The sequence below is a fragment of the Pseudomonas sp. GL_135 genome (assembly GCF_057834665.1).
This window is the reverse complement of sequence record NZ_CM174408.1, coordinates 4266972-4289186: the sequence shown is the minus strand read 5'-3', so window position 1 is coordinate 4289186 and position 22215 is coordinate 4266972. Positions and strand designations below refer to the sequence as shown.

Annotated in this window: 24 protein-coding genes and 1 tRNA gene; 16 read left to right on the top strand and 9 right to left on the bottom strand. The window is 59.0% G+C overall.

Translation table 11 applies throughout. From position 1 onward, the window contains the following. The first annotated feature begins 78 nt into the window (after positions 1-78). The 12 genes from ybgC to AC3ISG_RS18975 all read left to right on the top strand — a co-directional run bounded on the left by ybgC (position 79) and on the right by AC3ISG_RS18975 (position 8723). The gene (gene ybgC, locus AC3ISG_RS19030) at positions 79-549 is read left to right on the top strand and encodes a tol-pal system-associated acyl-CoA thioesterase (protein WP_489297708.1); all 471 of its coding nucleotides are present in this window, start codon (positions 79-81) and stop codon (positions 547-549) included. Continuing rightward, positions 539-1234 (top strand): protein TolQ, encoded by a 696-nt coding sequence (tolQ, locus tag AC3ISG_RS19025; protein ID WP_122537415.1) that lies wholly within the window; start codon positions 539-541, stop codon positions 1232-1234. The genes ybgC and tolQ overlap by 11 nt, the downstream gene beginning before the upstream one ends. Before the next feature lie 14 nt (positions 1235-1248). Then, complete coding sequence (tolR, locus tag AC3ISG_RS19020; protein WP_037014073.1) at positions 1249-1713, top strand: protein TolR; 465 nt, start codon at positions 1249-1251, stop codon at positions 1711-1713. Next, complete coding sequence (gene tolA, locus AC3ISG_RS19015; protein ID WP_272633372.1) at positions 1713-2804, top strand: cell envelope integrity protein TolA; 1092 nt, start codon at positions 1713-1715, stop codon at positions 2802-2804. The genes tolR and tolA overlap by 1 nt, the downstream gene beginning before the upstream one ends. 17 nt (positions 2805-2821) lie before the next feature. After that, positions 2822-4102 (top strand): Tol-Pal system beta propeller repeat protein TolB, encoded by a 1281-nt coding sequence (gene tolB / locus AC3ISG_RS19010; RefSeq protein WP_175514218.1) that lies wholly within the window; start codon positions 2822-2824, stop codon positions 4100-4102. A gap of 53 nt (positions 4103-4155) precedes the next feature. Then, positions 4156-4659, top strand: coding sequence for a peptidoglycan-associated lipoprotein Pal (gene pal, locus AC3ISG_RS19005; RefSeq protein ID WP_065989719.1), 504 nt, complete (start codon positions 4156-4158; stop codon positions 4657-4659). 6 nt (positions 4660-4665) lie between these two features. Next, on the top strand, positions 4666-5484 hold the full coding sequence (gene ybgF / locus AC3ISG_RS19000) for a tol-pal system protein YbgF (protein ID WP_489297707.1): 819 nt from the start codon (positions 4666-4668) through the stop codon (positions 5482-5484). Between the two features lie 179 nt (positions 5485-5663). Then, positions 5664-6311, top strand: a complete 648-nt coding sequence (queE, locus tag AC3ISG_RS18995; protein ID WP_108120958.1) for a 7-carboxy-7-deazaguanine synthase QueE — start codon at positions 5664-5666, stop codon at positions 6309-6311. A 15-nt stretch (positions 6312-6326) separates the two neighbouring features. Further along, entirely contained in the window at positions 6327-7001 is a 675-nt protein-coding gene (queC, locus tag AC3ISG_RS18990) for a 7-cyano-7-deazaguanine synthase QueC (protein WP_163022021.1), read from the top strand. Between the two features lie 63 nt (positions 7002-7064). Then, positions 7065-7140: transfer RNA gene (locus AC3ISG_RS18985), tRNA-Lys, on the top strand. 21 nt (positions 7141-7161) lie between these two features. Beyond that, entirely contained in the window at positions 7162-7335 is a 174-nt protein-coding gene (locus tag AC3ISG_RS18980; protein WP_489297706.1) for a hypothetical protein, read from the top strand. Between the two features lie 476 nt (positions 7336-7811). After that, the gene (locus tag AC3ISG_RS18975; protein WP_489297705.1) at positions 7812-8723 is read left to right on the top strand and encodes a DMT family transporter; all 912 of its coding nucleotides are present in this window, start codon (positions 7812-7814) and stop codon (positions 8721-8723) included. Between the two features lie 239 nt (positions 8724-8962). On the opposite strand, the gene AC3ISG_RS18970 is transcribed toward AC3ISG_RS18975, so the two are convergent. From AC3ISG_RS18970 to AC3ISG_RS18960, 3 genes are all read right to left on the bottom strand, one after another. Further along, positions 8963-10060: a hypothetical protein gene (locus tag AC3ISG_RS18970; protein ID WP_489297704.1), complete on the bottom strand. Its 1098-nt coding sequence runs from the start codon at positions 10058-10060 to the stop codon at positions 8963-8965. Between the two features lie 117 nt (positions 10061-10177). Beyond that, a complete protein-coding gene (locus AC3ISG_RS18965; protein ID WP_489297703.1) occupies positions 10178-10492 on the bottom strand; it encodes a DUF7693 family protein in 315 nt (104 codons plus the stop codon). Positions 10493-10625: 133 nt separating this feature from the next. Continuing rightward, entirely contained in the window at positions 10626-11546 is a 921-nt protein-coding gene (locus tag AC3ISG_RS18960) for a LysR family transcriptional regulator (RefSeq protein WP_489297702.1), read from the bottom strand. A gap of 85 nt (positions 11547-11631) precedes the next feature. Here AC3ISG_RS18960 and AC3ISG_RS18955 point away from each other — a divergent pair, with 85 nt between their 5' ends. The 4 genes from AC3ISG_RS18955 to AC3ISG_RS18940 all read left to right on the top strand — a co-directional run bounded on the left by AC3ISG_RS18955 (position 11632) and on the right by AC3ISG_RS18940 (position 16957). Then, complete coding sequence (locus tag AC3ISG_RS18955) at positions 11632-12417, top strand: NAD(P)H-dependent oxidoreductase (protein ID WP_489297701.1); 786 nt, start codon at positions 11632-11634, stop codon at positions 12415-12417. 146 nt (positions 12418-12563) lie between these two features. Continuing rightward, positions 12564-14591 (top strand): FIST N-terminal domain-containing protein, encoded by a 2028-nt coding sequence (locus AC3ISG_RS18950; RefSeq protein WP_489297700.1) that lies wholly within the window; start codon positions 12564-12566, stop codon positions 14589-14591. 53 nt (positions 14592-14644) lie between these two features. Beyond that, positions 14645-15454: a helix-turn-helix transcriptional regulator gene (locus AC3ISG_RS18945; RefSeq protein ID WP_205484552.1), complete on the top strand. Its 810-nt coding sequence runs from the start codon at positions 14645-14647 to the stop codon at positions 15452-15454. A 105-nt stretch (positions 15455-15559) separates the two neighbouring features. Then, positions 15560-16957, top strand: a complete 1398-nt coding sequence (locus AC3ISG_RS18940; RefSeq protein ID WP_489299555.1) for an NAD-dependent succinate-semialdehyde dehydrogenase — start codon at positions 15560-15562, stop codon at positions 16955-16957. Positions 16958-17039: 82 nt separating this feature from the next. Here AC3ISG_RS18940 and AC3ISG_RS18935 read toward each other — a convergent pair whose 3' ends face one another. From AC3ISG_RS18935 to AC3ISG_RS18910, 6 genes are all read right to left on the bottom strand, one after another. Continuing rightward, a complete protein-coding gene (locus AC3ISG_RS18935) occupies positions 17040-17279 on the bottom strand; it encodes a hypothetical protein (RefSeq protein WP_489297699.1) in 240 nt (79 codons plus the stop codon). Then, positions 17280-17504 (bottom strand): hypothetical protein, encoded by a 225-nt coding sequence (locus AC3ISG_RS18930; protein WP_489297698.1) that lies wholly within the window; start codon positions 17502-17504, stop codon positions 17280-17282. 211 nt (positions 17505-17715) lie between these two features. Continuing rightward, positions 17716-18405: a type 1 glutamine amidotransferase domain-containing protein gene (locus tag AC3ISG_RS18925; RefSeq protein ID WP_122537429.1), complete on the bottom strand. Its 690-nt coding sequence runs from the start codon at positions 18403-18405 to the stop codon at positions 17716-17718. A gap of 111 nt (positions 18406-18516) precedes the next feature. Next, positions 18517-19290: an alpha/beta hydrolase gene (locus tag AC3ISG_RS18920; protein WP_122537430.1), complete on the bottom strand. Its 774-nt coding sequence runs from the start codon at positions 19288-19290 to the stop codon at positions 18517-18519. A 215-nt stretch (positions 19291-19505) separates the two neighbouring features. Next, positions 19506-20108 carry a TetR/AcrR family transcriptional regulator gene (locus tag AC3ISG_RS18915; protein WP_272633725.1) on the bottom strand — a complete coding sequence of 201 codons (603 nt, stop codon included), beginning with the start codon at positions 20106-20108 and terminating at the stop codon, positions 19506-19508. 141 nt (positions 20109-20249) lie between these two features. Then, positions 20250-22109: an ABC transporter ATP-binding protein gene (locus tag AC3ISG_RS18910; protein ID WP_122623054.1), complete on the bottom strand. Its 1860-nt coding sequence runs from the start codon at positions 22107-22109 to the stop codon at positions 20250-20252. Positions 22110-22215: the final 106 nt, after the last annotated feature.

Genomic DNA, 22215 nt, shown 5'->3' with positions numbered 1-22215 from the left:
TGATGTGGCACAGGCAGTAAAAACGATGAAAAACAGTTGCCTGGCCGGATTGGCAACCTGAGGAGTAAGCACTAGAGTATGCGCGCGCAAAACGGGGCTCAGTCGTTCGCACATCGTTGTCGCGTTTATTACGAGGACACCGATGCCGGCGGCATCGTTTACTACGTCAATTACCTGAAATTCATGGAGCGGGCTCGAACCGAGCGACTGCGGGAACTGGGCTTTGCCCAATCCGCAATGGCGGGTGTCGAGAACCTGTTGTTCGTCGTGCATTCAAGCGAGGCTCGGTACCACAAGCCCGCGCGGCTGGACGACGAACTGCTGATCAGCGCCGAAGTAATCGAATTGAACCGCGCCAGCCTGCGCTTTGCGCAACAGGTCAGGCGGGCTGCGGATGATGTGCTGCTCTGCGAAGGGCAGTTTTTGGTGGCGTGTGTGCGCGCCGACAGTTTGAAACCCCGGGCCATTCCCGAAGCTCTGCGCACGGCCTTTGCCGGGCAGGGCGGCGCGGGTACACATTCAGAGCAGGAGATACAGCGTGGAAGCTAACGTCGTCGACCATTCCTCCATGTGGAGTTTGGTCAGCAATGCCAGCGTGGTTGTGCAGTTGGTAATGCTGATCCTGGTGGCCGCCTCGGTCACCTCGTGGATCATGATTTTTCAGCGCAGCGCCATGCTGCGCGCCGGGCGTAAGGCCTTGGACAGCTTCGAGGAGCGCTTCTGGTCAGGCATCGATCTGTCCAAGCTCTACCGTCAGGCTGGCAGCAACCCGGACCCTGACTCCGGCGTAGAGCAGATCTTCCGCGCGGGCTTCAAGGAGTTTTCCCGTCTGCGTCAGCAGGCCGGCGTCGATCCGGATGCGGTGATGGAAGGTGTTGCCCGTGCCATGCGCGTTGCCATCTCCCGTGAAGAAGAAAAGCTCGAGCAGAGCCTGCCGTTTCTGGCAACCGTCGGTTCCACCAGCCCGTACATCGGTCTGTTCGGTACCGTGTGGGGCATCATGAACTCCTTCCGCGGTCTGGCCACTGCGCAGCAAGCCACTCTGGCCACGGTTGCACCGGGTATCGCCGAAGCACTGATCGCCACCGCTATCGGCCTGTTCGCAGCGATCCCTGCGGTCATCGCTTACAACCGCTTCGCCGCTCGTGGCGAGAACCTGATCGGTCGCTACTACACATTCGCCGACGAGTTCCAGGCGATCCTGCACCGTAAAGTGCACACCAGCGAAGAATAAGCAGGTATTTCCCAATGGCTTTAATCGCTCGCGGCCGACGCAACAAGCGCAAGCCGGTCGCCGAAATGAACGTGGTGCCTTACATCGACGTGATGCTGGTGCTGCTGGTCATCTTCATGGTGACGGCTCCGATGATCAACCAGGGCGTGAAAGTTGATCTGCCCAAGGTCTCCAGCGAGGCTTTGCCGCAGGACAACAACAATCAGGTCCTGACGATCTCGATCAAGGCTGACAAGACCTATTACTGGAACCTTGGCAGCGAAGTCGACACCGACAAGCAAATGGACAAGGCGATGACCTTGCCGCAACTGACCAGCGCAGTGACCAAAATCATTGCTGCCGGCCGTGACGCTGGCAAGCAGACTCAAGTGTTCATCCGTGGGGACAAGACGGTCGACTACGGCGCCGTCATGGGCACGATGGGCGGGTTGCAGAAGGCCGGGGTCGGGAACGTTGGTTTGATTACCGAGGCCCCCTGATGCAGCCGATTCGAGAGCCGTCCGCCTCGGAAAGCTACTTCTGGCCGTCCGTCTGGGCGGTAGGACTGCACGTCCTGATTTTTGGTTTGTTGTTCGTCAGCTTCGCAATGACGCCTGAGCTTCCTGAAGCCAGGCCGATTGTTCAGGCCACGCTCTATCAGTTGAAATCAAAAAGTCAGGCAACCACCCAGACCAACCAGAAGCTTGCCGGTGAGGCGAAGAAATCCGCTGCGCGACAAACCGAAGTCGAGCAGATGGAGCAGAAAAAAGTTGAGCAAGAGGCGGTGAAGGCGGCGGAACAAAAGAAAGCCGATGCCGCTCAAAAAGCCGAAGAGCAAAAGGCCGAGGAAGCGAAGAAAGCTGACGACGCCAAAAAAGCCGATGACGCTAAAAAGGCTGCGGAAGACGCCAAGAAAGCCGAAGCCAAAAAAGCGGATGACGCGAAGAAAACCGCCGAAGAGAAACAATTGGCTGATATAGCCAAGAAGAAAGCCGAAGACGACGCGAAGAAGAAAGCCGAGGAAGACGCCAAGCGTGCGGCCGCCGAGGAAGCCAAGAAACAGGCTGCCGAGGACGCGAAGAAGCAGGCTGCGGACGACGCCAAGAAAAAGGCTGCTGAAGACGCGAAGAAGAAAGCGGCTGAGGATGCCAAGAAGAAGTCGGCCGAGGACGCGAAGAAGAAGGCCCAGGACGCAGCCCGCAAATCGGCGGAAGACAAGAAGGCGCAAGCACTGGCCGACCTGCTTTCCGATAAGCCGGAACGCCAGCAGGCGCTGGCCGATGAGCGTGGCGATGAAGTGGCTGGCAGCTTCGATGACCTGATTCGCTCTCGAGCCGCTGAAGGCTGGGCACGTCCACCTTCTGCTCGCAAGGGCATGACGGTCGTCCTGCAGATCAACATGTTGCCGGACGGCACCGTGACTTCGGTCAACGTGAGCAAGTCCAGCGGCGATGGTCCTTTCGACAGTTCAGCAGTAGCGGCGGTCAAGAATATTGGTCGTTTGACAGAGATGCAGGGGATGAAGCCTTCGGACTTCGCGCCTTACCGTTCATTCAAGATGACATTCACACCTGAGGACCTAGCCTTGTGATTAACCTTCTTCGAGGAATGCTTGTCGTTCTGTGTTGCGCAGCGGGTTTTGCCGCTGCCGACGAAAAGAACATTCTGGTAACAAGCGGCAGTGACCGCGCCACGCCTATCGCGGTCGTACCGTTTGGCTTGCAGGGCGGCAGCGTGCTGCCGGAAGACATGGCCAAGATCATTGGCAACGACCTGCAGAACTCGGGCTACTACTCGCCGATTCCAAAGGAAAACATGATCAGCCAGCCAAGCCAGGCCAGCGAAGTCATCTTCCGTGACTGGAAAGCACTGGGCGCACAGTACGTGATGGTCGGTAGCATTGTTCCTTCCGGCGGTCGCCTTCAGGTTCAGTACGCGCTGTTCAACGTGGCCACCGAGCAGCAGGTTCTGACCGGCAACGTTTCGGGCACCACCGACCAGCTGCGTGATATGTCGCACTACATCGCTGACCAGTCGTTCGAGAAACTGACCGGCATCAAGGGTGCGTTTTCGACCCGTATGTTGTACGTGACTGCCGAGCGTTTCTCGACTGACAACACTCGCTACACGCTGCAGCGCTCGGACTACGACGGCGCCCGCGCTGTGACGTTGCTGCAATCCCGCGAGCCGATCCTGTCGCCTCGCTTTGCGCCGGACGGCAAGCGTATTGCCTATGTGTCGTTTGAGCAGAAGCGTCCGCGCATTTTCGTTCAGCACATCGACACCGGTCGCCGCGAGCAGATCACCAACTTCGAAGGCCTGAACGGCGCGCCTGCGTGGTCACCGGACGGCACTAAGCTGGCCATGGTCTTGTCGAAAGATGGCAACCCGGAAATCTATGTGATGAATCTGGCATCGCGTCAATTGTCGCGAGTGACCAACGATTCTTCCATTGATACAGAACCGTTCTTCGGTAAAGACGGCTCCACGCTTTATTTCACGTCGGACCGCGGCGGCAAGCCACAAATCTATAAAACCAATATTAATGGCGGAGGGGCAGAGCGCGTTACTTTCATCGGTAACTACAATGCCAACCCTAAGTTATCGGCGGATGAAAAGACTCTGGTGATGATCCATCGTCAAGATGGCTTCACTAACTTCAAGGTGGCGGCTCAGGATTTGCAGCGCGGTAGCGTAAAAATCCTCACAGACAGCAACCTTGATGAGTCGCCTACTGTTGCGCCTAACGGCACCATGGTAATCTACGCCACCCGCCAGCAGGGCCGGGGAGTCTTGATGCTCGTGTCCATTAATGGACGCGTAAGGCTCCCGCTTCCTACCGCTCAAGGCGAAGTCAGAGAACCTTCCTGGTCCCCTTACCTGAACTGACGCGGCGCTTTACGTTGTACTTAACACACTTGGGGTTCATTAGGAGTTTTACGATGGAAATGCTGAAGTTTGGTAAATTTGCTGCGCTGGCTCTGGCCATGGCCGTAGCTGTAGGTTGCTCGTCCAAAGGCGGCGACAATGCCGGTGCTGGCGGCGCTGCTGTAGATCCTAACGCTGGTTACGGCGCTAACTCTGGCGCTGTTGATGGCAGCCTGAGCGAAGAAGCTGCTCTGCGCGCTATCACTACTTTCTACTTCGAATACGACAGTTCTGACCTGAAACCAGAAGCCATGCGCGCTCTGGACGTTCACGCCAAAGACCTGAAAGCCAACGGCGCTCGCGTAGTTCTGGAAGGCAACACCGACGAACGCGGTACTCGCGAATACAACCTGGCACTGGGCGAGCGTCGTGCGAAAGCCGTTCAACGCTACCTGGTTCTGCAAGGCGTTTCGCCAGCTCAGCTGGAACTCGTTTCCTACGGTGAAGAGCGTCCAGTTGCTACCGGTAACGACGAGCAATCGTGGGCTCAAAACCGTCGCGTCGAACTGCGTAAGTAATTTGACATGCGAACGTGCCGACGTGCTTTAACCGTTTTGGCTCTCACCCTTCCTCTTGCAGCGATGGGTGCGGTTCCTGTGGTCGATGACAACTCTGGCTCTGCTGGTAGCAGTTATCCGCCATCGGGTTATGGTACGTCTGGCGCCTACGCCGGAGGTGCGGCTACGGCCGCGCCTTCGGCGCAAGGTCAGCTGTTCATGCAATTGCAGCAAATGCAGGACGAAATTTCGCGCTTGCGCGGAATAGTGGAAGTCCAGCAGAACGATATCCAGCAGATGAAGCAAGAAGCGCTGGATCGCTACAAAGATCTCGACTCCCGTATCGGAACTGGCGGCGCATCTGCCCCATCAGCTGCCAACAATTCTGCTTCCGACGGCGGCACCAGCGCCGGCGGAGCACCCGCGTCACAAGCCGCTCAAGCGCCCCAGGCGAGCAGCGAGCCCGGTGACCCAGCGAAAGAAAAGCTCTACTACGACGCTGCTTTCGACTTGATCAAAGCGAAGGATTTCGACAAGGCCAGTCAGGCCTTTGCGGCATTCCTGCGCAAATACCCGAACAGCCAGTACGCGGGCAATGCCCAATACTGGTTGGGCGAAGTGAACCTGGCCAAAGGCGACCTTCAAGGTGCCGGTCAGGCCTTTGCAAAGGTCAGTCAGCTCTACCCAAAGCACGCCAAAGTGCCTGACTCCCTTTACAAGCTGGCGGACGTCGAACGTCGCCTGGGTCACACCGACAAAGTGAAGGGTATCCTTCAGCAAGTCGTTGCTCAGTATCCGGGCACCTCAGCCGCTCAGCTGGCTCAGCGGGACCTCCAGCGTCTCTGATTGCTACTCGATCTGACCGCTGATTCAAGAAAGCCGCGCATTGCGCGGCTTTCTTCGTTAGAATTCCGCCCCCGAAATTCCGGTATTGATTACGCTTCTGTGGATTCTGCGTGTGCAGGGTGCACAGAAGTGCCTGACGGAGGCGGATGGCCTGTTTAGCCGTTACGCCCGTGGCCCCTATGCAAGACACATTACGCATCACCGAAGTTTTCTACTCTCTTCAGGGTGAAACACGAACCGCAGGCTTGCCTACCGTTTTCGTGCGTCTCACCGGCTGCCCTTTGCGTTGCGGTTACTGCGACAGCGAATATGCCTTCACTGGCGGAACGATCCAGACCCTCGACTCATTGATGGAGCAGGTTGCCAGCTACCGCCCTCGCTACGTCTGCGTCACAGGCGGCGAGCCCCTTGCTCAGCCGAACGCCATTCCTTTGCTTCAGCGGCTGTGTGACGCGGGCTACGAGGTTTCTCTGGAAACCAGCGGCGCGCTGGACATCTCGAAGGTCGATCCCCGCGTGAGTCGTGTCGTCGACCTGAAAACCCCGGGTTCAAAAGAGGTGGCTCGCAATCGATACGAAAATATCGAGCTGCTCACGCCTAACGACCAGATCAAATTCGTCATTTGTTCGCGGGAAGATTACGACTGGGCCGTCTCGAAGATCATTCAGTACGGTCTGGACCGGCGCGCCGGCGAAGTTCTGTTTTCCCCTGTCCACCGCGATCTCAACGTCAGAGACCTGGCTGACTGGATCGTTGCCGACAACCTCCCGGTGCGTCTGCAGTTGCAGCTGCATAAAATCCTCTGGAACGACGAGCCGGGGCGCTGAATGAGTGAGCAATCGATGACTGAGAAAAGAGCGGTAATCCTGCTGTCCGGCGGGCTGGACTCCGCCACCGTGGTGGCGATGGCCAAGGCTGATGGCTTCAGCTGCTACACGATGAGTTTTGACTACGGCCAACGGCACCGTGCCGAGCTGCAGGCGGCGGAGCGTGTAGCCGCTGATATGGGCGTGGTCGAACACAAGGTCATCGGCCTTAACCTCAATGGCATTGGCGGTTCCGCGCTGACCGACAGCAGCATCGCGGTGCCGGAGACGCCGGGCGAGGGCATTCCGGTGACGTACGTGCCGGCGCGCAATACGGTTTTCCTTTCGCTGGCACTGGGCTGGGCGGAAGTGCTCGGTGCCCGGGACATCTTCATTGGCGTCAACGCCGTGGATTACTCCGGCTACCCGGATTGCCGTCCGGAGTTCGTCGAGTCGTTCGAGCGCATGGCCAATCTCGCCACAAAGGCTGGTGTCGAAGGTGAGGGCTTCACGATACAGGCGCCGCTGCAGATGCTAAGCAAGGCCGATATCGTCAAAACCGGTACGCGTCTGGGGGTGGATTACGCATTGACGGTTTCCTGCTATCAGGCCGACGACCAGGGGCGTGCGTGCGGAAAATGCGACAGCTGCCGGTTGCGCGCTGAAGGCTTCGCGGCGGCTGGCGTGACGGACCCAACGCGTTATTTTTAAATTATTTTCGCTTGGGTGTTGAATTACTGTGAAATATCAGTAATATACGCGCCACAACGAAGCGGGTCGTTAGCTCAGTTGGTAGAGCAGTTGGCTTTTAACCAATTGGTCGTAGGTTCGAATCCCACACGACCCACCATTTCGAAAATCTGGAAGGCCCATGAAAATGCGGATTTCCGGATTTTTTTTTGCCCGTCTGAAAGGCAGTGGGGCGCGAGTAAAGCTGCGAGCTGAGGCGATGCAATGGGAACTGGGCATGATTATTCCCTCAGTTTCGCTGTTCGCCAGGCGACTGCAGCTTGTTCAAACGACCCATATCCCTACCAGTGGGTAATTCAAGCACCTAATTCGCGCATCCGTGACTGGCCGTCCACCGAAGGCCGACGTGATGCTTTTGTGGCTCACCCCTACCAGCGACATGCGGACAGCTCAGCTGCCCTTGCTGGAAGTCGCAGACGTGCGGTATCCCTGCGGAGCCATCAAGCCTCAGGTTAGTCACGCGCAGACTTCACCACCGGCCGTCGGCTGCGCATTGTCTCCCTGACCCCACCTACAATCCCTTCCTGCCTTGATCACAGCAAGACTTACCTAACCGTCGACCCAGTGAGAGTTAGGCATGCCTTCGCGGTTGCGCTGTCATGACGACATCAGTAATGATTGTTGGATCCATATCTGCGCAGGAGTCGCCGTTGCTCCTTCAGCCTGCGTACACCGTGGGCTTTGGCGGGATCTTCACGCCCTTGAATCTCGCCCCTTCAATATGGGCCATCATCTTCTCGGACGACACACCAGTGACAGGGAACGACATCAATGCAATCTAATTTCAGGAAAGGCGTTAGCTTCGCGCTCTCAGCCGCCGCACTGAACGCAACCATTGGGGTGCTCAGCAAGGTACTCATGGGCAACGGCTTCACTTCCAGCAGCGTAGCCGTCATCAAAACGATACTGGGGTGCATCCTGCTCTCGATCGTGCTGCTTTTCCTCAAGCGTCCGACATCAGCCGCCAAATGGCGTCAGGCAGCGATCTGCGCGTTCCTTGGCATTTTCGTGCTGTTCCATTTCGAGACTTCTGCCTACCGACATTACGCTGCGGCGGGTGTCGTCGTCGTACTCATGGCCAGTGCTTCAATCTCGTCGATCATTCTGGGGCGCCTGTTACTGAAGGATGCCATCACTGCAAACGCAACCGTGGGTGCCGCACTTGCCATTTCAGGGATCGCAGTGATATTCGGCGGTGATTTGCAGCAGGGTTTCACTCTGCAAGGCGCAGCGCTGGCCTCCGTCGCAGGCTGTGGCTATGGAGCGTTTTCAGTTGCGATGAAAAAAATGGGCGTTTCAGGAGGCTTGCATCTCACTCGTCAACTGCTCTTCTTCGGCAGCCTGTACCTGCTGATGCCTGCCGCCGCCGATGGCTTCGTGATAGGCGAGCTGTCATCGACGGCTATTGCCGCACTGCTGGCGCTGGCAGCGCTGCCGACCATCCTCGGCTTTTTCTGCACGACCAAGGCCATCGAATACCTCAAGCCATCTCAGGTGCAAGCGCTTGAACTGACCGAACCGCTCTTCGCGGCACTGCTGGCATTTGTCGTCCTCAATGAAATACCGCGCGAGAGCCTTTATCTGGGAGCAGCACTGATCATCGTTGGTTTGTGTTTCTCCAACGAGCTGATACGCCTGGGTCACAAAGCGCCGGCCCAGGCGGAGCGGGTCAGTCGCAGTTAATGTGGATTCATTAGGGGCTGCGTTGCCGAATGCCGTGGGCTAAGCACGTTATGTCACAGGGCTTGGGAGAGTCTTACGGACACTGTCTTTAACCACCTCGTCGTACGTTCGACTCCCACACGACCCACCATTTCGAAAATCTGGAAGGCCCATGAAAATGCGGATTTCCAGATTTTTTTTGCCTGCCTGAAAGCAGTGGCCGGGCCTGACTCAATAACTCAGCGCCCCTCGCGTTCATCTCACGCCTTCCCGAAAACCACGTCCAAGGACATCGAGTCAGTGTGCCGCATAGGGTTATTGCCCTGGCCCAAGGTGTCGTCATTCGGATGCTGATAGGTCATTCCAGTGCCCAGTGCTTTGGTCAGGAAATCGCCTCCCTGTCTCATCTTCTCCGTGGACCCGTCATACCATCCGGCGATGGTTTTATTCCCGGCGGAGTCCACAGATGTGATGCTGTCAGGTGCCTTGTCAGCAATACTTTGCTTGTCACCGACCTCAAACCCTTTGCCGTCGGTCGCATGGATCGCTGCGTTGCGGCCATCGATGTCGCTGGTATTGATGAAGCCGTTGTAGAACTCCAGGCGGCTTGCATCAGGCTTGTAGTTGCCGTCCGCGTCGGCCTGTTTGAGCAGGCCCGTCGTGTCTGCCTCGTACTTCATGGTCCCCTTCTGCCCAGGTTCCAGTGACAGTTCGCCTACCCGTTTTTCATTTTTGTCGAACTGGCCAATCTTTATCGCGTGGTCTTGAGTATTGGTGATATTGAGCGAGTAAGGCCCGCTGCCAGCGGTGGCGGCGTCCGCCACAGCGCCAGGCTTGCCTACGGACTCAGGCGCAGTTGCGGGCTTGGAGGCGGACAAAGTGTCCGGCGCAGGTGTGGAGGCATGAGGAGGGGACGATGGCGGTTGGGTTACCCCTGGCGTTGCTGCCGGCTGTTGGGACACAGGGTTCGCTGCCATCGGCTGACCAGGTGCCGAGACTGCCGCTGACTTGCCTTGCGGGCTGCCACCGCCAGGGGAAGATGCGCCCGTATCGCCCCGACTTTGCTGCATGAACTGTGCGAGCGCCTGCATGATTTGCTCGACCAGATTACGTACCGATGCAGCGAGGTCCTGATCGGTGGGATTGGCCGCGCGCTCGCTGGCATTCACTCGGCTGTCACTGTGGTGCGGCGAGGGTCCGCCGAAGTTCACCGACGGCGCGCCGGCACCGGGCGACGCACCAAAATCGATGCCTCCGCCCGCTTGCCGTTGATCAGCGAAACGCCCTCGGGGCGAGCCAAAATCGCTGTTATGCAAGCCGAAGAGCTGATCAACAGGCCCACTTACTTTCGTCGACATACGCCACCCGCTTTGGACTTTATACCGCGTGTGTGGCACCTGATCCGCTTTGGTTCCATCGTCCCACGCTATGGGGCCGAGGCCGTTTCTTTTGACGCGCGGTGTATGAGCGTTCGCTTAGATACCGGAGAGCAGCGTTTCCAGCTGACCGAGTTCCCAAGTGCTCAGCAGCTCAAGCGGATCAGTGCCGTAGCGTTGGCAGGCATCAAACATGTAGAGACGGCCTTCGGGGCTGAGGCAGCGGTCGCAGTGGTCCAGCGCGTGGTCCTCTTTGTAAAACGTGATCAGCCAGCCGTCAGCCTCGACGGTCATCAGACCGCTGTTGACGTCGACTTGAGCGTTGCTGTCCACCCGACGCATCACCCGAATGCCGAGGGCGATGTCACGCAGGACCTGACAGGTTTCACGGGCAGTAAGGGGCTTTGCTGACAAATGGACTTTCCTCGATGGCTCAGCTTGAAGGGCGTTTACTTGAAAATGTCTACCCAAGGTACGTGCCAGTGGCATCGTTTTGATAGCTCCGCGTCATTTTTTGGATTGTCCATGACTGATGCAGAGCTCAGCGTCAGTGCGGCGGGCAGGAAGTCTTTTCAACCGTCGAAGCAATGAGGTCCCGCAGCCACATGTGCGCAGGATCGCGATGCAGGCGCTCTGGCCACAGCATCAACATTTCAAATCCGGGAATAACCAGAGGAGGATCCTGAACATGCAACGCAGGCTCATCTTGCACCATCCTCTGTGGCACGACTGCCACCAGGTCACTGTGGGTCAGGGCTGAAATGAGTGAGTTGAAATTGGGCACCGACAACACGACCCGGCGTTGCAGACCTTTGATCGCCAATGCTTGATCGGTAGTGCCAGTAAAGCCTGCGCCGTTGGGGGACATGATGGCGTGGTCAAGGGCGCAAAATGCTTTGAGGGTCAGCTTTGACTGGAAGGCAGAGTGCCCTTTCCGTCCGGCCAGGACGTAGCGTTCGTGGACTAACGAGCGTTGACGCAGCTTCGGCGGAGCTTCGTCGCGAGTGTGCAGAGCGAGATCGAGACGACCGCCTTCCAGGTCACTGGCAAGGTCGAGAGGGTGCTTGTTCAGAAGCGCCAACCGAGTGTTCGGCGCGATGCTCCTGATCCGTCGCAGCGACGGCCAGACAAGGGCGGTAGTGGCGTAGTCGCTGGCGGCTACTTTCCAGGTTTGATTTGAAGATCCGGGGTCAAATGCATCAGCAGGGCTCAATGCGCTGTTCAAGGCTGCCAGCGCTTCGCTCAACGGGTTGCGCAATTCGCGGGCGCGTTCCGTGGGCAGCATGCCTCGTGGGCCTGGCAACAGCAGAGGATCGGCCAGCATCTCCCTGAGCCTGCCCAGCTGCAGGCTGACAGTCGGCTGCGATAGGTTGAGGACGCGTGCCGCGCGCGTGACATTCAGCTCAGCCAGCAAGACATCCAGCGTGAGAAGCAGATTGAGGTCCAGATGGCGCAAGATATAGTGCATGCAAATACCAGCTGTTTCAGGAATTCATTTCTAGCATAGCGCGATCGCCGCTACGGTGAGGCATCCATCCCATCCGGAGCCTCTTGTGAACATACTGCTGATCTACGCCCACCCTGAATCTCGCTCTCTCAATGGATCGCTGAGGGACTTTGCGATCGCCCATCTCAAGGCGGCTGGCCATGAAGTTGAAGTATCGGATCTCTACAAAATGAAGTGGAAGGCGGCGCTCGACCCTGACGACGCCCCCGGTTACGACCCCAGTACGCCTTTCAACCCCGCCATTGAGTCACACCGAGTGTTTGCCGCCGGCGTCCAGCCACAGGACATCGAGACTGAGCAAGCCAAGTTGCAGTGGGCTGATGCCGTGGTGTTCCAGTTTCCACTGTGGTGGTTTTCGATGCCAGCGATCCTCAAGGGCTGGGTCGAGCGGGTGTATGCCTATGGTTTTGCCTACGGTGTGGGCGAGCACAGCGAACGCCATTGGGGGGATCGCTACGGCGAGGGCCGGATGGCGGGGAAGCGCGCGATGCTCACGGTCACTATGGGCGGATGGGAGTCTCACTACAGCGAACGCGGGGTGAACGGTGCGTTGAATGACGTGCTCTTTCCGATACAGCACGGGGTGCTGTTTTACCCCGGGTTTACAGTTCTGCCGCCTTTCCCGATCTATAAAACCGGCAAGGTCGATGCTGTGCGGTTCGACCAGTTGTGCGCTGAATATGCGACGCGGCTGGATAACCTCTTCACCGATCCGCCACTGCCGTTTCGTCGACAGAATGCCGGCGATTACGAGATCCCGGCGCTCACGCTCAAGCCACACCTCGCGCCGGGGCGACACGACTTTGGCATCCATTACGCCGACGGCGATTAAAACTGAAGCAATCGTGCGGACCTCGGTTCGCACCCTCCGACCAACGCCACGTCCTGTCCTTCAAGTCAGATTTTCCACGGCCGATACAGAGGAAAGCTGCCGCGTATGCACGCATCCGCTCAGCGATCCTTTCTAGCGAGCCGACGATGAACCCATTCAATCTCTTTAACCGAACCCGTGCCAACCGCCAGGAAGCGATCAGCATTAATTGCACTGCTGGCGAACTGGATCGTGCCCTCGCGGCCGTGCGTTCGGCTCCCGTTCTGGTGACAGGCTTCGTCTCTCCGCACCTGGACATCGACCAAGTCGCTGCGCGTATCAAGCAGCGCTTTCCCGACAGCGCGCTGAGCCTGTGCACCACCTCCGGCGAGCTGTGCAACAGTGCGAGCGGTTTGTATTGTGCGACCGGCGATCGATGGGACCGCATCGTTCTGCAGCTCTTCGAACGCAGCGTGATTGCCTCCGCTGAAGTGGTGATGGTGCCGCTGGAATGCGAAGACATCCGCGGCGGAGGCAAGCGCATGGAGATGCGTGAGCGCATCGAAAAACTGGTCAACAACATCAAGCGTGCGCAGGTCAGCACCACCATCGATCATCGCGACACCTTGGCCTATGTGGTGTTCGATGGCTTGTCAGCGTCCGAATCGTTCTTCATGGAAGCGCTGTATGAGTCCGGGCGCTTTCCCTGCCTCTTTGTAGGAGGCTCCGCCGGCGGCAAGTCGGATTTCAAGAAGACGCTGATCCACGACGGCCAGCGCAGCTATCAGAATCATGCGCAGATTGTCTTCATCAAGACCGCCGCCGACATACGCTTCGGCGTGTTCAAAAGTCAGAATTTCCAGCCCGCCGGGCTGACCTTCAGTGTCCTGACCGCGTCTGTCGAAGACCGCACCATCGACCAGGTGATCGACAGCAAGGGCAACATCATGAGCATGGTGCAGGCGCTGTGTAACGCCTTCGATTGTGACGCCCACGCCCTCGAGAAGAACCTGGCTGATTACTCCTTTGCCATTCGGGTGGGCAGCGAGTTGTTCGTGCGCTCCATCGCCCGCATCGACCATGCGCAGCAAATCATTCAGCTGTTCTGCGACGTGGCCCCCGGCGAGGAACTGGTGATGGTCAAGCGCACGCCGTTGCGCGAAGCCACCCGCGTGGATTACGAGCAATTCCTGCGCGGCAAAGGCGGGCAGCCCGTCGCGGCGATCCTCAACGACTGCATCTTGCGTCGGGCCAACAACGGCAAGGACCTGGGCAGCATGACCGGATTGTTCGGTGACGTACCGCTGGTGGGTTTCTCGACCTTTGGTGAAATTCTCGGCCTGAACCTGAACCAGACGCTCACCGCGATCTTCTTCTTTCGGGTGGCAAAGGGCGCGTCATTCACGGATGAGTACGTGGACAATTTCATCGCACACTATGGCGAATTCAAGGCGTTTTTCCTGCGCCGCCAGCTCAAGAAAATGGTGGGCTTGAATCACGTCATCGTGAAGCAGATCGAGGCGTTCAAGCGCAACGATTTCAACAACGCCCTTGATACTCGCGGGCTGGATACCAAAGTCCTGCCTGTCTTCGAAGGCCTCGCCGCACTGGGTCGGGTCCTTGCCCAGGCCGGGCAGCAGCAGGAAGAGATGTCCACGCAAATCAAGCATTACTCCGGCGAGCTGCACCTGTCGATGGACGATCTGGCCGGTACGATTGACCAGCAGAACACCGTCTCGATAAACGCCGGCAATACCGTGGTTGCGCTGGTCAGCCAGGCGGACGAAGCGGTAGTCGGCGCACGAGCCCTCGCGGAATCGAGCCTGCGCATCCAGTCCATCGTGCAGGTGATTCAACAGATCGCCGGCCAGACCAATTTGCTGGCGCTCAACGCCGCCATTGAAGCCGCACGGGCAGGGGATCTGGGCCGAGGCTTTGCGGTGGTCGCCGACGAAGTGCGCAAGCTGGCGGAAATCACCCGCAAGAACGCGGCGGAAATCGGCGTCGACATTGACCTGCTCTCCAGCGAGATCCAGCGGGTGGCGCAGCAGATCGAGGACCAGTCCACCGGCGTCGGCGCGCTGCGCGAAATGCTCGACTCTCTGGAACATTCGAACCAGGCCACCGAAGGCACGGCCCGGCGCACTAAAGCCATCGCCGATACCTTGACCGGCTTGACCCACGCCAGAGCTTGACCCACGATGCCTGATTGTCGGCGATCAACGACCGCAGGGATCACGAGTGAGTTATGGCGAAAAGACCGTCGATAGAGCAGCGCCGCGAGTTCGGCAACTTCCTGTCCAGCCGGCGGGCGCGGCTTGATCCGAAGGACTTCGGTCTGCCGGAAGGGCCGCGGCGCACGCCCGGATTGCGTCGCGAAGAGGTAGCGGCGCTCGCCGGGGTCAGCGTCAGCTGGTACACATGGCTTGAACAGGGCCGGGACATTCAGCCCTCGCCGGACGCGCTGCAACGGATCTCCAAAGTCCTCAAGCTTGATCGTGTGGAGTCTGCGCACCTGTATGCGCTCTCCGCACTGGAGGTGCCGGCTGCTGCGACCGGAGGCGGGGTAACGGCCGGTCTGGAAATGCTTGTGCAGGCGATCAACCCCATTCCGGCGTATGTGCGCAACGCCCGGCTCGACATTCTGGCGTGGAACGACGCCATCGCCGAGCTGTTTGTCGACTACGGTTCGTTGCAGCCCCATGAGCGCAACACGCTGCGTCTGCTTTTTCTGTACATCCCGTACCGAACCATCATTCTGGATTGGGAGCAGATGGCGCGCGGCATGATCAGTGCGTTTCGGGCATCGCGCGCGCTGGCCCAGGACAAGGCACCGTTCGACAGCCTGATCGAAGAACTTTCGGCTCTGAGCCCTGAGTTCAAAGAGTGGTGGCAGGACACCGAGGTCAAAGGTTTTGAAGAAGGCCGCAAGCGTCTGCTGCATCCCATTAGCGGCCATATCGATTTCACCTATGTCGCGTTGACGCCTGAAGGACGGCCGGATCTTTCGCTGGTGACTTACATTCCTCGCCACACTGCCTATGACTCACGGTCATAGGATAACAAGACGCCTTACTGGCTTTTTCGGGCTTGCCTAGAGTGACGGTCATCGCAGCGCACATGTGCTGCACCGACCGCCAACGAGGTAATCACGATGTCTGACCTGAGCCCGATCTCCACCGCAAACGTCGCTACATCACGCAACCCGGCCACCGGTGAGCTGATCGCCACTTACCCCTTCCAGACGCAAACCGACGTCGAGCAATTGCTGGATGTGAATGCTGCGGCCTTTCGTCTGTGGCGCGCCACGCCGATGCGCGAGCGCGTAGCGGCCTATCGCCGTCTGGCGGACACCCTGCGTGAGCGGTCGGAATCATTCGCCGCGCTCATCACCGCTGAAATGGGCAAAACCCTGGCGGCGGCCCGTGGAGAAGTGGAGAAGTGCGCGGCCACCATTGAGTGGATTGCCGACAACGGCCCGGGGATTCTTGCCGATGAGCCCGTCAATGTAGGCAGCGACGACGAGGTCCACGTGTCCTTTCTGCCAATCGGCACCGTGCTGGCGGTGATGCCCTGGAATTTCCCGCTGTGGCAGGTGATTCGTGCGTCCGGGCCGATCATGTTGTCGGGCAATGGCTTCATGCTCAAGCACGCGCCGAACGTCATGGGCTCGGCTTACGCGTTGCAAGAAGCTTACGAGGCGGCGGGCTTTCCCAAAGGGCTGTTCACCAATCTCATCGCTGACAACGACACCGTGGCCCGCACCATTGAAGACCCGCGCATTGCCGCCGTCACCCTGACGGGCAGCATGCGCGCAGGTTCTGCCGTGGCAGCGACCGCAGGCAAGGCACTCAAGAAGAGCCTGCTGGAGCTGGGCGGTTCGGACGCCTTTATTGTGCTGGCCGACGCCAATATCGACCTTGCGGTGAAGGCCGCCGTCGAGGCGCGTTTCCAGAACGCCGGCCAAGTCTGTCTGGCGGCCAAGCGCTTCATTCTGGAGGCGCCGATCGCCGAGCAATTCACGCGTCAATTCGTGGCAGCTGTCGAGCAACTGAAAGTCGGCGACCCGCTGGACAGCGCAATCAATGTTGGCCCGATGGCCCGCGCTGATTTGCGCGATGAGCTGGATGGTCAGGTTCAACGTACGATTGCAGCCGGCGCGACGTTGCTGCTGGGCGGGAAGAAGATCGACGGCCCCGGCAACTTCTACGCGCCCACCGTGCTGGCCGATGTGAAGCCAGGCATGGCCGCATTCGACGAAGAAACCTTCGGCCCGGTCGCCGCGATCACCGTTGCCGCCAACGCCGAAGAGGCGATCGTGCAGGCGAACACCAGCGACTACGGATTGGGCGGCAGCCTGTGGACCCAGGACATCCCGCGCGCGCAACGCATCGCCCGGCGTCTGGAGACCGGCGGTGTGTTCATCAATGGTTTCCCGGCCACCAACGCGCGGATCCCGGTGGGCGGCGTCAAAAAGAGTGGCTATGGCCGCGAGCTGTCCCACTTCGGGCTGCGCGAGTTCACCAACGCCCAGGCGGTATGGGCCAAAAGCGTTGACTGAGATTCAGTGAGGAGTATCAGCATGGCAGACACTCTGTAACCGCACATGCTGCAAAAAAGCCGTCGCACCTGCGACGGCTTTTTCATGCCTGCCATTCGGGTTGGCAGTTCTGGATTCGGCCGATCGTGTGCAGGTCAGCGGGTGCCAGACCCACAAGCTCAATGGGCGCAGCGCTCGTGTGCGCGCTTGCGTCGGCGACGATCAGACTATCGGCGGTGAAGATCTGGGCGACGTTCTTGTCGATACTGAACTCGAATCGGTTACCGTCAGCGTCCGCTTCGTAATCCTTGAGCCAGGTATAAGGTGGAGGCCGTATCGACAATCAGCTTAAACGTGCTGTCGGTGCCACCTCCCAGGCGGTAAAGCTTAAAGCCGAAACGTCCAGCATTTCAGTGGCGCCGAGCCTTAAGCAGCGGATGAAGTCGACGCTGAACTGGCCCTTGCCGTTGTTCACCACGCTGTCGGTGAGGTGTTTGAAGCCAAAGGTGTTGCGGGCATTGCCGCTGAACATCGCTTCCGCGCCTCCTTCGCCTGTCACAACGGGCATCGTGAGTGTTCATCAATGCCCGCCATTGGCGTGTAGACCCGGCAAAGCAGTGTCCGTTTGATTATTCGCACCCGTCCAGAAACGACAAAGCCCGACATAAAGTCGGGCCTGGGGTCGGGTTGAATCCGTTCATTACCAGTTCATGGCGGTTATCTCGGTGCAAAGTTGAGAAGCGGGGAGGGGTGCGAACACCCCTCGCGCCGGGCGGTGATCAGGCCGATTTGTTTTGCAGTGCCTTGATCAGCACGTCTGCCGCAGGGCCGGAGGAAGCAGGGTTCTGGCCGGTGATCAGCAGACCATCGGTGAGGACGTACGAGCCCCAGTCCGGACCTTTGGAGTAGACGCCGCCCAGTGATTTCAGCTCGTCTTCCACCAGGAAAGGCACCACGTTGGTCAGGCCGACGGCTTCTTCTTCGCTGTTGGCAAAGCCGGTGACCTTCTTGCCTTTAACCAGTGGCGTGCCGTCGGCGTTCTTCACGTGGCGCAGCACGCCGGGGGCATGGCAGACGACAGCGACTGGCTTGTTGGCGGCGATGAACGATTCGATGAGCTGGACCGAGTTTTTGTCTTCAGCCAGATCCCACAGAGGACCATGGCCGCCTGGGTAGAACACAGCGTCGAAATCTGCCTGGGACACGCTGTCCAGCCGGACGGTATTGGCGAGCAGGGCTTTGGCGGTTTCGTCTTTCTCGAAACGACGGGTCAAGTCGGTCTGGAAGTCAGGCTCGTTGCTCTTCGGGTCCAGCGGAGGTTGGCCGCCTTGTGGCGAAGCCAGAACGATTTCAGCGTTGATGTCGCTGAACGCGTAGTAAGGCGCGGCCAGTTCTTCCAGCCAGAAGCCGGTCGGACGGCCGGTGTTGCCGAGGGTGTCGTGGGAAGTCAGAACCATAAGAACTTTCATCGGATATTTCCTTTTCGATTTAGGTTTGCGACTGCCGAGCAGCAGCCAAAAGGTAAAGCATGATTCGCTTGGATTAATAGACTAGTCGTCTAGTTCAACGGTAAAACGAAATCACTTAGCAGCTTTTATGATCAAGTCAGCCACGGCCTTGGGATAGGCCAGCATTGCAACGTGGCTTGAAGGGACCTCGATTGAGTCGGCGTGCAGGCGCTTCACCTGATCGCGCTGCAGTTGTGGCGAAATGATCTGGTCGTTTGTGGCGACCACCGCAAAGGAGGGCACCTTGTGCCAGGCAGCGTGGGGGATGGGCTGGCTCAGCGCTTTGATGTTCAGCGCACCTTGGGTGGCGGCCACAAGTTTCTGTTCGGAGCGGGGCAGATCAGGGGCGAAGAATTTGGCGACGCCTTCGTTGCTGACTTTCACGTAGCCATCTGCGTCTTTCACGAAGGAGGCCTGGCCGGGCATGTCGGGATAGCCTTTCACGGCATCGAACACTGACTGGCCATCATCCGGGGCGTAAGCGGCGACGTACACCAGCGAGCGGACTTTGTCGTTGACGCCAGCGTCGGTGATGACTGCGCCTGCCCAGGAATGGCCGACGAGAACCACCGGACCCTGCGCAGCGGCAATGGCGCGCTTGGTCACAGCGACATCTCCGTCCAGGGAGTCCAACGGGTTCTGCACCGCCACCACATTCAGACCGGCTTTTTCCAGCAGCGGAATCACTTTGTTCCAGGAAGAGCCGTCGGCGAAAGCGCCGTGTACCAGCACGACAGTCTTGGCGGTCAGCGGAGTGGCAGGGCGATCCTGGGCTGACGCGAATCCAGCGGCTGCAAGCAGTGTCACGGCAGTGGCGAGAGCGGTGATCGTTGTTCTGGTTTTCATCACGTCAGTCCTTGTGGCGGCGGGTTAATGTGGGTACACCTTAACTCTGAGTAGACCAGTCGTCTAGAGTTATTTTCAAATTATTTCAGAGGGTCTTTTTCGAGGTGTTCGGTCATGTGGGGCGTAGACGATACAAAGCCGGTCAGGAGAGACCGGCGGGCTTTATGCAGATTTGTAACGATGCCAGAGAGAACAGCGGGACACTGGGGGGCTGATCAGTTAAGGCGCAGGATCGTGCGCGTGGTGGCCATGGCCGTATCGAAGGGCGCGAGGCTTCTTTCGATCTTGACCATCACGCTGGCACCGACCCACAGCTGGTACAGGCTTTGCGCAACAGCGTAAGGGTTGTCGCAGTCGGGCAGCGAGCCGTCGGCAACGCCAGCCTCGATTGCGCTGCCAAGGCGGTCAGTAATCCCGGACGTTCCTCGCTTGAGGACGGCACGCATGGTCTCCGACAGATCGGCCACTTCAACGCCAAGCTTCACGGCCAGGCATTTGCCCTGGCATTCCTGGAACGACTGCGTGTCCTGCCAGACCCGCCAGTAGTTCATCAGCCGCTCGCCCATGGGCAGGCCGGGCTCGCCGAGGATGCGATCAATATCAGCGAGGTAGTCGTCGAAATAGTGTTCGAGCAACGCCTCGCCGAAGGCATCCTTGGAGCCGAAGTAATGATAGAAGGAGCCTTTCGGCACGCCCGCGGCGGCCAGAATTTCGTTCAGGCCTACGCCGGAATACCCCTTTGCGGCCATGATGCGTTGGCCGACGTCGAGGATTCCTTGACGGACATCAGATGAACCACGTGTTTGAGGAGTATTCATGGCTCGGAGAATACATCCTAGTAAGTCGGTCTACTAGCTGATTCTGATGGGCGATGATGTTGTGCGTCGGCGGGGGCGATCTCCAATGACGGCGCTGCCCGAGAGCCGTCGTTGGACGCGGTTCTACCGCGAGCGTGCCCGTTATACCTGATCCACCGCCTCAGGCACGCCCTGATCTTCGCCCAGAAACCCGCCGCTCTGGTGATGCCAAAGCCGCGCGTATGTGCCGTTCTTGTTGAGCAATTCAGCGTGGGTGCCCTGTTCGATGATGCGCCCGTCGTCCATCACGATGAGCCTGTCCATGGCCGCAATGGTCGACAGCCGGTGAGCAATGGCGATCACGGTCTTGCCCTTCATCATTTCGTCGAGGCTTTCCTGAATGGCCACTTCAACTTCCGAATCCAGCGCGCTGGTGGCTTCGTCCAGCAACAGGATCGGCGCGTTCTTCAGCATCACGCGCGCAATGGCAACCCGTTGGCGCTGGCCGCCCGACAGCTTGATGCCGCGCTCACCGACCAGCGTGTCGTAGCCGCTGTGACCATGCTTGTCGCTGAGCTGGGCGATGAAGCCATCTGCCTGAGCGTTAGCCGCAGCGGTGTGGATTTCCTCATCGGTGGCATCGGGTCGGCCGTACGCGATGTTGTCGCGAATGGACCGATGCAGCAGCGACGTATCTTGCGTGACCATGCCGATGGCGCTGCGCAGGCTGTCCTGCGTGACCTGTCTGATGTTCTGCCCATCAATGCGAATCTCGCCGCTGTCCACGTCATAGAAGCGCAACAGCAGATTGATCAGCGTGGATTTGCCGGCACCTGAGCGGCCGACCAGCCCGATCTTCTCGCCCGGCCGGATCGCCAGGTTCAAACCGTCCAGCACCTGACGCTCGCCGTTGTAATTGAAGCTGACGTTGTCGAAGGTTACCGCGCCGCCGTTGCTCTTCAACACCGCTGCATCTGGCGCGTCCTGCACTTTAGGGCCCTGAGTCAGCGTCGCCATGCCGTCCTGCACCGTGCCGATGTTCTCGAACAACGACGTCATCTGCCACATGATCCAGTGGGACATGCCATTGATGCGCAGCGCCATGGCGGTAATTGCCGCCACCGCGCCGGTGCCGACATCGCCCTGATGCCACAGCCACAGGGCATAACCGCCCGCGCCCAGAATCAACGCCACCACCAGCGCCTGATTGACGATTTCGAACTGGCTCACCAGACGCATCTGGCGAAAGCCGGTCTGCTTGAAGTCCTCCATCGCCGCGCGGGCAAACTGCGCTTCGCGTTTGGAGTGGGAAAACAGTTTCACCGTGGTGATGTTGGTGTAGGCATCGGAAATCCGCCCAGTCATCGACGACCGCGCGTTGGCCTGCTCCTGACCGACTTTGCCCAGGCGCGGCACGAAATACAGCATGGCCAGGCCGAACAACACGATCCAGGCAAGGAACGGCAGCATCAGCTTCAAGGCGAAGCCGCCGGCCAGCGCGATGATGGCGATGAAATAAACGCCGATGCCGGGCGCGATTTCAATCAGGGTGAACAGCACGTCCCGCACCGCCAGCGCGGTCTGCATGACCTTGGTGGTGACCCGGCCGGAAAATTCATCGGAAAAGAACGACAGGCTTTGTCGCAGCATTAGCCGATGAAAGTCCCAGCGCAGTCGCAGCGGCAGGTTGATCGCCAGCACCTGGTGCTGGACCATTGTGCGCAAGGCCACAAGCCCAACGCTGATCACCAGCACAATGCCGATGCCCCACAGCGCCCGACTTTCCTCGCCAGCAGTGGCGCCGCCGTCCTTCCAGGTCGACAGCAGATCGACCACTTGCCCTAGAAACGAGAAAAGCCAGGCTTCGTAGAGCGACACACAGGCGCTGAGCACTGCAAGGGCGAGAATGTAACCACGCGCTCCCCGGGTGCAGGCCCACAGAAAACGCACCAAACCCACAGGTGGCGGGGGTGCTTCGTCGGGTGGGAAGGGGTCGAGTCGTCGTTCAAATACGCTCAGCATGAGGGGCTCCAAAACTGTCCATTGACGCAGATTCTGCCATTGAATGGCGGGCTTGAGGGTTTCGGTGCTTTTTTGGGTGACTCGTTCCAACCATTACGTGCGTGTT

Coding starts and splice junctions, on each gene's coding strand:
- AC3ISG_RS18975 (WP_489297705.1), top strand. CDS start 7,812: ATGCAATCTAATTTCAGGAAAGGCGTTAGCTTCGCGCTCTCAGCCGCC.
- queE (WP_108120958.1), top strand. CDS start 5,664: ATGCAAGACACATTACGCATCACCGAAGTTTTCTACTCTCTTCAGGGT.
- AC3ISG_RS18960 (WP_489297702.1), bottom strand. CDS start 11,546: ATGCACTATATCTTGCGCCATCTGGACCTCAATCTGCTTCTCACGCTG.
- tolA (WP_272633372.1), top strand. CDS start 1,713: ATGCAGCCGATTCGAGAGCCGTCCGCCTCGGAAAGCTACTTCTGGCCG.
- AC3ISG_RS18915 (WP_272633725.1), bottom strand. CDS start 20,108: ATGAATACTCCTCAAACACGTGGTTCATCTGATGTCCGTCAAGGAATC.
- pal (WP_065989719.1), top strand. CDS start 4,156: ATGGAAATGCTGAAGTTTGGTAAATTTGCTGCGCTGGCTCTGGCCATG.
- AC3ISG_RS18910 (WP_122623054.1), bottom strand. CDS start 22,109: ATGCTGAGCGTATTTGAACGACGACTCGACCCCTTCCCACCCGACGAA.
- ybgC (WP_489297708.1), top strand. CDS start 79: ATGCGCGCGCAAAACGGGGCTCAGTCGTTCGCACATCGTTGTCGCGTT.
- tolB (WP_175514218.1), top strand. CDS start 2,822: ATGCTTGTCGTTCTGTGTTGCGCAGCGGGTTTTGCCGCTGCCGACGAA.
- AC3ISG_RS18945 (WP_205484552.1), top strand. CDS start 14,645: ATGGCGAAAAGACCGTCGATAGAGCAGCGCCGCGAGTTCGGCAACTTC.
- queC (WP_163022021.1), top strand. CDS start 6,327: ATGACTGAGAAAAGAGCGGTAATCCTGCTGTCCGGCGGGCTGGACTCC.
- AC3ISG_RS18950 (WP_489297700.1), top strand. CDS start 12,564: ATGAACCCATTCAATCTCTTTAACCGAACCCGTGCCAACCGCCAGGAA.
- AC3ISG_RS18925 (WP_122537429.1), bottom strand. CDS start 18,405: ATGAAAGTTCTTATGGTTCTGACTTCCCACGACACCCTCGGCAACACC.
- AC3ISG_RS18980 (WP_489297706.1), top strand. CDS start 7,162: ATGAAAATGCGGATTTCCGGATTTTTTTTTGCCCGTCTGAAAGGCAGT.
- AC3ISG_RS18930 (WP_489297698.1), bottom strand. CDS start 17,504: ATGCCCGTTGTGACAGGCGAAGGAGGCGCGGAAGCGATGTTCAGCGGC.
- tolR (WP_037014073.1), top strand. CDS start 1,249: ATGGCTTTAATCGCTCGCGGCCGACGCAACAAGCGCAAGCCGGTCGCC.
- AC3ISG_RS18970 (WP_489297704.1), bottom strand. CDS start 10,060: ATGTCGACGAAAGTAAGTGGGCCTGTTGATCAGCTCTTCGGCTTGCAT.
- AC3ISG_RS18920 (WP_122537430.1), bottom strand. CDS start 19,290: ATGAAAACCAGAACAACGATCACCGCTCTCGCCACTGCCGTGACACTG.
- ybgF (WP_489297707.1), top strand. CDS start 4,666: ATGCGAACGTGCCGACGTGCTTTAACCGTTTTGGCTCTCACCCTTCCT.